Origin of the sequence: Novipirellula sp., assembly GCF_041583735.1 — a bacterium.
In the GTDB taxonomy this organism is placed as follows: Bacteria; Planctomycetota; Planctomycetia; order Pirellulales; family Pirellulaceae; genus Novipirellula.
The window spans coordinates 1-8,428 of record NZ_JBFHFD010000377.1 but is presented as its reverse complement, the minus strand read 5'-3'; the positions used below and the strand labels follow the sequence as shown (position 1 = coordinate 8,428).

Below are 8,428 nucleotides of genomic sequence, written 5' to 3'. Positions count from 1 at the left end.
GTTGCGAAGCGTCATTTCGGCTTTCCGATTCGGTGGCATCTAGACATGCGTCAAAACACCCCCCCCTGGGCCAAATTTTTTTAACGAATGTCGGTCCGCCTCGACTCGATGAGCCCCTTTTGAAGAAAGGGGACCACGAGGAAGCCGACTGTCGCCCCCGAATCACGCGACAAGAGAGACTCAGAGAGCGAGAAAACTTCGCAGCTGAGCAGGTTTGGGTGATCAAAACGCTAGAGGCGCATACGGAAAAATAGCGGCGTCCAATGCCGTCTACTTTGATACGAAACGGGTGGTTTTATTACGGCACGGCGCGGGGCCCGCCCGGGAAATTTCGAACGTTTTACTTGCTACAACCGGGCGGGCCCCGCGCCGTGCCGCTACCAAAGTAGATGACATCCTCTCGGCTCTTACTGAAAACCGTAGCGGAAGTCGCGGGCGGCTTTAGGCAGCATGGCATAACCCATTGGAAAATCAAAATTCTTCACGAATTCCGCTAGCAAGTTTCCGCCTCGGATGCGTTCTCAGAAAGTGCCTAGCCGTCGGGAAGTGTCCAAACAGGGTCAAACACGCCTCCGAGTTGAGACTGGATCACTCGCAACATCAGCAATTTCGCCGGTCCGTCCTGCGGTCGTTCCAACAGCAGTTCGGCCAGGATGTCTTGCGCTTCGGCGTGTCTTTCCGACTCAAATGCCGAAAGTGCCAACTCATAGGCGATACAACTAGCACTCAAATCCTGTTTCCCACAGCTCCCAAGCTCGTACAACTGTACCGGCTCGCGAATGTTGTGAACGCGAACACTGCAAACTCGTCGCCCACGCAGTTTCGCATCCACCCGGCTGGCGGTGCTCTGCGTCATCAGGATTGAACTCCGCAGATATTTCGTCGCTCCTTGCACCCGGCTGGCCAAATTCACGGTATCACCGAGCGGGCCATATTTGATTCGATGGGTTGATCCTGTATTGCCGACCACCGCCAACCCGCTGTTGATCCCGATCCCCATCCGTGTGTCGGCTCCGACCGTGGAACGCCATTTCTCGCTCAGCTGGACCACTGCTTTCTGAATCGCGATTGCGCAATGACACGCCTCGGCGGCATGTAGTGGCGAGGCAATCGGGGCGCCCCACATCGCCATGATTTCGTCGCCGACATAATCGACAATCGTTCCGCCATGGTCCAGCACAATTCGGCTCAGCTCGTTCATTACGTCGCTGATCCAAGTGATCGTTTGCACCGGTCCCACACGTTCGCTGGTGCGGCTAAATCCACGCACATCACATACCATCACCGAGACGTCTGCGGGACACGGCTTGTCGAGCAAGTTCTTGTCGCAGAGGACCTGATTTAAGATGTTGCGAGGCAAAAACTTGCTCAGCTCTGCTAAACGAGCATCGATTTGACGCAGACTTGAACGAATCCTCGCATGCAACAATCGTTCATCGGCCGGTTTTTCCAGATAGTCATCCGCCCCATTTTCAATTGCGTCCGCAGCAGCAAATCGGGCGTCGGCGGCGGCGACGACGATGATCGACGGTTTTCCGGTGGTGGGAGAGCTGTGTATTCGATGTATCAATTCAATTGCATCCATTTCCGCGAAGTCCATATCCAATAAACAGACGTCAAAACGCTGCTGTTCCATCAATTCAATTGCGGTCGATGCACTTTCAACGCCCACCACACGGTAGTTGTAGCGTTTCAATTTGCCTTCTAGATCGGCACGGGATTCACGATCCGCGTCGACCACCAATACCAACGGTCGTGGTCGATCGCCGCAGCTGAATGGATTGGTGAAACGGTATTCGTCGGTTTCGTGGGGGGCGACGACTTTGCTAGCTGTGGGGACAACTTTGATTCGCGACATAATAGCGCTTCGTTGATGCCATAACATAATAAGCCTGCGGGGGCGTGATACGAATTCGCCGGGACGGGGGACGCGGCGATTCGAGAAAAGGCTGTTGGATAAGTGCGTCTGTGACGAGACAGCGGTGGTGCTCAGCCATGGGTGCGAAGATATTCGCTAACATGCGAGTTCGAGTTACGGCTGTTTACAAAAACGCCGCAGCGTAGATAGCTCGTACAGTCGATTTGGTGAACAAGAAATCGAGCGAGGGTTTCCGTGCTGACAAATCCGCCTCGTAACGCATGACGATCGGCGATACAGGCGCCGACGGTTCGCAGCGGTTTCAATTTTGCACAGCGAACGATCGTCCAGTCCAGATCGCATTGCATCAAGACTGCCGCCTCGTTTTGCTTGTCGGCCAATCGAGGGCGAAGTCCCAGCGAACCTGCCACACGCGTGGTAAACGTCCCCAGGGGACGCGGCCGATCGCCGGGCAAAACCACTCCCGAGTGCGAGACGACGATGTACCGCCGAGCGCCCTTGCGATGCAGTTTGGGCAACAGCGACCGAGTCAACTTCGCTGCCTCTGTCGCCGCTCCCCCCGTGCACGTTCGCATTGTGGGACCGTAACAATTAATGACGGCCATGCAATCGCTGACCACATCGGTCAAAGAACGTTGGTCGTTCAATTCGCAGAGGACGACTTCGATCGAGTTGGCAGAGTGCTCGAAGCTCGGATCTTGGACTTGCGTTTTGACGTGGAAACCACAACGGCGAGCCACCGAGATGACTTGGCGGCCGAGCACCGTGTCGCCGCCGAGAACACAAATGCAACGTGCAAGGTTCATGTCCATATTCATATACATGTCCATGGTAAATCCCCGTACCGCTGCATCTCTGGGAAATACTGCGGCCTATGTTGAGTAGAGAAGAGCAACGCGTCGCTTTCTTTCGACGCTCGTCTACTTCATAGGTCGAGAGTGAACGTATGCTGTCACATCAAAAGAGCCCGTCCTGATCCAGATCCGATGGTGGAGATTTGTGTTTTCGCCGTGCTGCGATCGCGATGCTGCCCGCCACGATCGCTGCTCCCGCAGGATAAGCCAGCTTTGAAATCCGCAGCGGCGGGGGATCCGAGACCGGTTGAGTTTCTTCGCTCGTCATCGACTCGATCGATGCGAGGATCGAATCGAGCAGCGGACCCGAGATCGGTTCCACCACCCCAGCGGCGATCAAGTCCAAACAGCGGTGGTATCCTATCGTCGATTCCAATTGCACCTTGATCGCGTCTCCCGTGATCACCCCAATTCGCGACGGCAAGTTTGCCCGTTGTAGGTCAATCAACCCACCCGGCCCCGAAAACCAATCCAGCAGCGACATGTCGACGACTTGAGGCGTTGCACGCAGCGTCGAGTGGAGATGTCGCTGCAGTCGAGGCAGGATGCCGTCGTCAAGCTGCCAAGTACCTTCTTCGCTATCGCTCAGGCTCTGCAGTGGATGCAAGTGAAACGATGAATCCGACGGAATCAAACCTGATTGAAGGTCGTCCACGCTATCGGAATCGGTACGTTCGATTTCCGCAGTGGATAAAAACGATGTCGCCTCTAATTCGTTTTCGGTGGTGGTAGCGATGTCCGCAACTGCATCCGCATTCTCAGCCGAGATGGTCGAAACGGTTTCGACCGCTTGCAGGGCCTCTTGATCATCCAGCGAGGTGTCGTTTTGTTCTAACGGTTGCAACGAAGCAAGAATCGCATCGACTGCCGACGGAATAACCAAGCCGTTGTTGTTTTGCGGCAATACGGCGTTAACGTTCCGGCGGTCGTTGGCAACGTCGTTGATACCTGGGTTCGTTTGCGACGCGACGGTGCTGCTGATCCCCAGCGTGGTCGGAGTTGTACTCTGGGTGGCCTGGGCTACCGTGGTGTCTTGCCGATAGGAGGTGTCTTCGCGATAGGACGATCCTTGGCGGGACGACACCGCCGCATGATGATTTCGGTCGATCCCGTTTGCTCCGCCACGATCGCTTTGTTCGCTGTTCCCCAGCGACTCGCTTGCCAATACGTGATTCGCATGAATGCTGGCCTCTTGGAGCGTGGCCAACTGTGTTTGGCGTTGTGCTTGGAACGCGGACGAAGCACTGCTGGCAAGCTGGCCCACAGTGTCGTCTTGAAAATTGTCCGACTGGCTCGCGGTGAACGAGAGGTCAAAAACAAGGATGCCGCCCGCCAACAGCGAGCGTGTTTCTAATTGTTCGAAACGCAGAGGACGAGATGCAGAGGTGTCAGTCATCGTAGGATCTCCTCGCATTGCCAAGGGTGAGTGAATTGTGTTGATGTTTTGCCAAGTAGGCTTGATACCGTGGAACCTCCGGTGCAAGCTGGACGGCTCGAGATTGGTGTTCTGCGGCTTCGATGAAATACTGGCGAGCGACGCGGCCATTGCCAAGTTGTTGCTGCAAAAAACCCAGGTTATTTAGCACGCCACCGAGCATGCTTTGGACTTCCGCATCGTCGGGGTACAAAGCGGCGAGTGATCGTTGGTGCGGCAACGCTTTTTCAAACGCGTTTTTTGCTTCATGTCGTTTTCCTAGCGCGGCCAGCGACAATCCCAGATGATTCAAGCTGATCACCAAATCGCGTGAGTAGGCCGGTGAATCGGGCCATCGCGTTTGCAGTTGCTGGGCAATTTCGATCGCCTCTTCGAACGATTGGATCGCTTCGGCGTGTTGAGATCGCTGTGCGTGCGAGGTGCCAAGTGAATTGAGCGTCAACACGACCTGCGTTGCCAATTTAGCGTCACCTTGGTTCTGTGCGAGCGACTTCGTCTGCTGAGCCAAAGCTTTTTGAGCGAACTGGATCGCTTGCTCTGGTGATCGTTTTGAAAGTAGCCCCGCCAAATTCGACTGGATCGATGCCAACAAGCCGGCTTCGTTGGCCGACGTTTCCAACAATTTGATGGCACGCCGATAAACGGTGTTCGCTTCTTGCGTTTTCTCGGCTTCCTCCAACAACAATCCAAGGTTATTCAGCGTCGTGGCCAATTCTCGAGTCACCACGATCGCATCGATGTTTTCGGGCATCGACGAGTCCTTCGAATCTAGGTGCGGATTCAACAAACGCTGCTGGATCACAATTGCATTGCCAAACCAATGAGCGGCTTGTTCGATTCGACCGATTTGCGAGAATTTTTCGGCGAGATTGTTTTGGCTGATCGACCACTGCAAACTCAACGCGGCGTCGCCGGGCGATTGACGAGCCAATTCGTGATAAAGTTGCTCGGATCGCTCGAGGGCTGCAATCGCCTCTTCGCTGGCACCCAATTCACTTTGGAACGCGCCGATTTTTCCGTAGGTCACTGCCAACTCTTTGCGTAGCGTCGGATCGTCGCTTGCTTCGCTGACAAAACGTTTGTAATAGTCCAGCGTTTCGCCAAGCAACCGGCGACGGACAGGAGCGGCGGCAGGGATATCATCCAAAAGTTCGGCCATTTGTGATCCGATCCGATCGATCCATTCACGAGCGATCTGTTCATTGCGAATCGCACGCATTTGGTGAGCGAGTGCAATTGACTCGTTCGCGTCGGAGACTTGTTTTTCGGCAGCCAACATAACCGTGAAAATGGCAAAGCCAACCATCGCGAACATGCAAACGATCATCGACACGGCAACGCTTCGGCGATGCTTGTTGGCGAGTCGACCGATCCGGTCCATGAGCGTCGGCGGACGGGCGATGGTCGGTTCCCCTGCTAACACGCGGCGCAAGTCATCGGCAAACGCTTTCGCGGTTTCGTAGCGTCCGTCACGGTTTTTCGCCATCGCCTTGGCAACGACCGTAGCGAGATCTCGGGGCAGATGCGGGCATCGCTTTCGCAACGGCACAATCGCATCGTTTTCGATCGTACGAAGGATTGCCGGAGCGTCATCACCTTCGTGCGCCGGTCGCAACGTCAACATCTCGTACAGCGTCACCCCCAGCGAATAAACATCGGTACGTCCATCGACGATCGCGGATTCCCCTCGCGCCTGTTCGGGGCTCATGTACTTCATCGTCCCGACAATGTCGCCGGACTGGGTGAGTGATACGTCGCTTTGCACCCGCGCCAATCCAAAGTCGGTCACCCACAGTTTTCCGTTCTGGTCAATCAGTAGGTTTGACGGTTTGACATCGCGATGCACCACTCCGAACTCATGAGCAGCATGCAGCCCTTCGGCCGCTTGAATGGCCTGGCCGACCGTTGTTCGCCAATCATCGGTAACCGATTGACTGGGCGTGTCGCCTTGGTCAACACTCTGAAATTCGAGACTGCGTTTAAGAATGATTTCGTCCACCGACATCCCATCGATGAATTGCATGGCATAGTAGTGCACGCCGCGTTCGCAACCGACGGCATACACCGGCACAATATGTGGGTGTTGTAGACCACCGGCCGCTTCGGCTTCGTGTTGAAACCGCGTGATTTGACGCGAATCGAGGATCGAAGGCAGCGGCAATAGCTTGATCGCCACGGTGCGTTTAAGCGACCGTTGGGTGGCCCGGTAGACCACTCCCATTCCCCCTCGCCCAATCTGTTCATGCAAATAGAAATCGCCGAGACGACGCCCATGCGGCGACGGTTGGCCTTCGCGGTTTCGAGTGTCGATTGCCGTTTTCATTGCAGATACACTGCGTGAAGCATAGCTCGATGGAGCAAGCGACGCAGTGGATTGCTCGAACGACGAGGCACACGATGCCGGATCCAATCCCGCAGCCATACGATGCAAATTTTGCAATCCGGCGACACAATAGCGAAGCGGTTGACGTAACTCGGGCGAATCCGACGTCAACTCGTCCACGGTGGGCGGCAACCCATTTTCGAGCCCCGACATGTAACGTTCCAGTAACATGCTGAGGTGCTCTTTCTGGGCATCGGTCAAGTGCCGGGTGGCGAAAGGTTCGGCACTTAGGTCAGTCATACTCATGGCGATTTCTCGGGGCTATTCGATCGGGTCGCATGTTTCTTTGAACTTGTTGATTGCACGCAACCACATCATCCGTACGGCGCCCGATTTGCGGTTCATGCGTTCTGCGATTTCGTCGAACGACAAACCTTGCAGATTGCGATACACGATCACATCACGGTATTCGGGCTTCAGTTTGGCCAGTTGATCCGACAAACGCAGCGAAAGCTCGCGGCGTCCCATGTCCTCGCTTGGCGACAGCCCGCGATCGGCCAAGATGTTTGCCAATCTTGCCATGCTGTCGTCGACATTTTTGGCGATTTGGTCCAAGGCCACCTCGCGTCGAATGTCCCGTTTTTGGGCGAACACGTTTGCTTCGATCGCATGTCCAAGGCAGTTGCTCAGGATTTGACGCAACCATGCCAACAATTCGCCTTCGCTGCCTCCTCGGAAAGCGGCAAAATCGCGGTGCGCTGCCAACATGGTCTCTTGGACCAAATCCGACGGACTCATCCGCCGTCGCAACCGACCATCCAATTGAGTGGTTGCCAACACGCTCAGGTAGTTTCGATAGAGCTGCAGCAATTGGCCAAGCGAATTGAGGTCGCCGTGACGAACTTGTTCCAGCATCTCGGAGACGCTGATTTGAGCGTCCGACAATTCTTTGGGGGGGGCTGTCGACATGTTTGGCTTTCGTTTACTTAAAGGTCGGGAAATGGGTTCACTGCGAAAACACGCTACCGATACTGCCACTCGAATCAGTTGTCTTGAACTCGTTGTCTTGAACCACGCTTGGTTGCGTTGAACCACTCTCTTTCGCTACCACGGTTGCCAGCATGCCATGCGTCGTCACGGGCAGCGGGGGGCCAAGGTTTGTTCAAGATTTAGCAAGCTTTTTCCGAGACGGTCGCGTTGCCGTTGTTTCCTAGAGGACGATTTTCCTTCGCTTTTGTGACAAATTTAGCGCATTCCCGTCCTTAATGGACTGGATCTACTCGGTCCGCCACTCTTCACGCCTTTTCTGAATGCACCACCTTGTTACTGGAGGGTCACCCCCAATGGCTCGCTTATTGAATCGATGGTTCAAGCTCCTGCAAATTTCACGAAGTGAAAAACGGCGTCCTGCCGCGCCTCGTCGGCGATTGCGTACGGAAACGCTCGAGACGCGTCAGTTGTTGGCCGCCAATCTATTTCACAACCAATCGATGCCCGAGGATGTCAATAACGACGGAGTCATCTCGGCCGTGGATGCCTTGACGGTCATCAACGAAATGAATCGTCAACGCAGCGGTGACACGAATAACACGGTCAACGAACTGGGCTTCAGACCGGACGTGAATAACGATGGTCGCCACACCTCGCTCGACGCGTTGATGGTGATCAACCGGTTGAACCGTGAACGCAACCGCCATTCGATTCCCGACGACACGACGCGAAACCCAGATACATCACCCGGCGGGGGTGATGATCCTGCAGTCGATGTTCGCGCGATTGATGGCAGCAACAACAATCTGGAAAACCCGGACTACGGCGCGGCAAACACGACGTTGTTGCGGGTCGCCGAGGCTGATTATGCCGACGGCATCTCGGAACCGGCGGGAACCGATCGGCCAAGTGCTCGCGAGATCAGCAACACCCTATCCGCAGCGAAT

General features: G+C 55.2%; 6 protein-coding genes. 1 reads left to right on the top strand and 5 read right to left on the bottom strand.

All coding sequences use genetic code 11. The features are described 5' to 3' along the window. Positions 1–532: 532 nt before the first annotated feature. From ABX962_RS23120 to ABX962_RS23100, 5 genes are all read right to left on the bottom strand, one after another. Positions 533–1,858 (bottom strand): response regulator, encoded by a 1,326-nt coding sequence (locus ABX962_RS23120; RefSeq protein WP_372722721.1) that lies wholly within the window; start codon positions 1,856–1,858, stop codon positions 533–535. Between the two features lie 131 nt (positions 1,859–1,989). Continuing rightward, positions 1,990–2,685 (bottom strand): NAD(P)-dependent oxidoreductase, encoded by a 696-nt coding sequence (locus ABX962_RS23115; RefSeq protein WP_372722719.1) that lies wholly within the window; start codon positions 2,683–2,685, stop codon positions 1,990–1,992. Between the two features lie 151 nt (positions 2,686–2,836). Then, on the bottom strand, positions 2,837–4,129 hold the full coding sequence (locus tag ABX962_RS23110) for a hypothetical protein (protein WP_372722717.1): 1,293 nt from the start codon (positions 4,127–4,129) through the stop codon (positions 2,837–2,839). Further along, on the bottom strand, positions 4,122–6,797 hold the full coding sequence (locus ABX962_RS23105) for a protein kinase (protein ID WP_372722716.1): 2,676 nt from the start codon (positions 6,795–6,797) through the stop codon (positions 4,122–4,124). Before ABX962_RS23105 ends, ABX962_RS23110 begins: the two co-directional genes overlap by 8 nt. 15 nt (positions 6,798–6,812) lie before the next feature. After that, positions 6,813–7,460, bottom strand: coding sequence for a sigma-70 family RNA polymerase sigma factor (locus tag ABX962_RS23100; RefSeq protein ID WP_372722714.1), 648 nt, complete (start codon positions 7,458–7,460; stop codon positions 6,813–6,815). A gap of 374 nt (positions 7,461–7,834) precedes the next feature. On the opposite strand from ABX962_RS23100, the gene ABX962_RS23095 reads away from it, so the two are divergent. After that, the coding region (locus tag ABX962_RS23095; protein ID WP_372722712.1) for a dockerin type I domain-containing protein at positions 7,835–8,428 on the top strand (594 nt) is incomplete at its 3' end.

Excerpts from the sequence above, each read along its gene's own strand:
- ABX962_RS23120 (WP_372722721.1), bottom strand. The coding sequence starts at position 1,858 with ATGTCGCGAATCAAAGTTGTCCCCACAGCTAGCAAAGTCGTCGCCCCC.
- ABX962_RS23115 (WP_372722719.1), bottom strand. The coding sequence starts at position 2,685 with ATGAACCTTGCACGTTGCATTTGTGTTCTCGGCGGCGACACGGTGCTC.
- ABX962_RS23110 (WP_372722717.1), bottom strand. The coding sequence starts at position 4,129 with ATGACTGACACCTCTGCATCTCGTCCTCTGCGTTTCGAACAATTAGAA.
- ABX962_RS23105 (WP_372722716.1), bottom strand. The coding sequence starts at position 6,797 with ATGAGTATGACTGACCTAAGTGCCGAACCTTTCGCCACCCGGCACTTG.
- ABX962_RS23100 (WP_372722714.1), bottom strand. The coding sequence starts at position 7,460 with ATGTCGACAGCCCCCCCCAAAGAATTGTCGGACGCTCAAATCAGCGTC.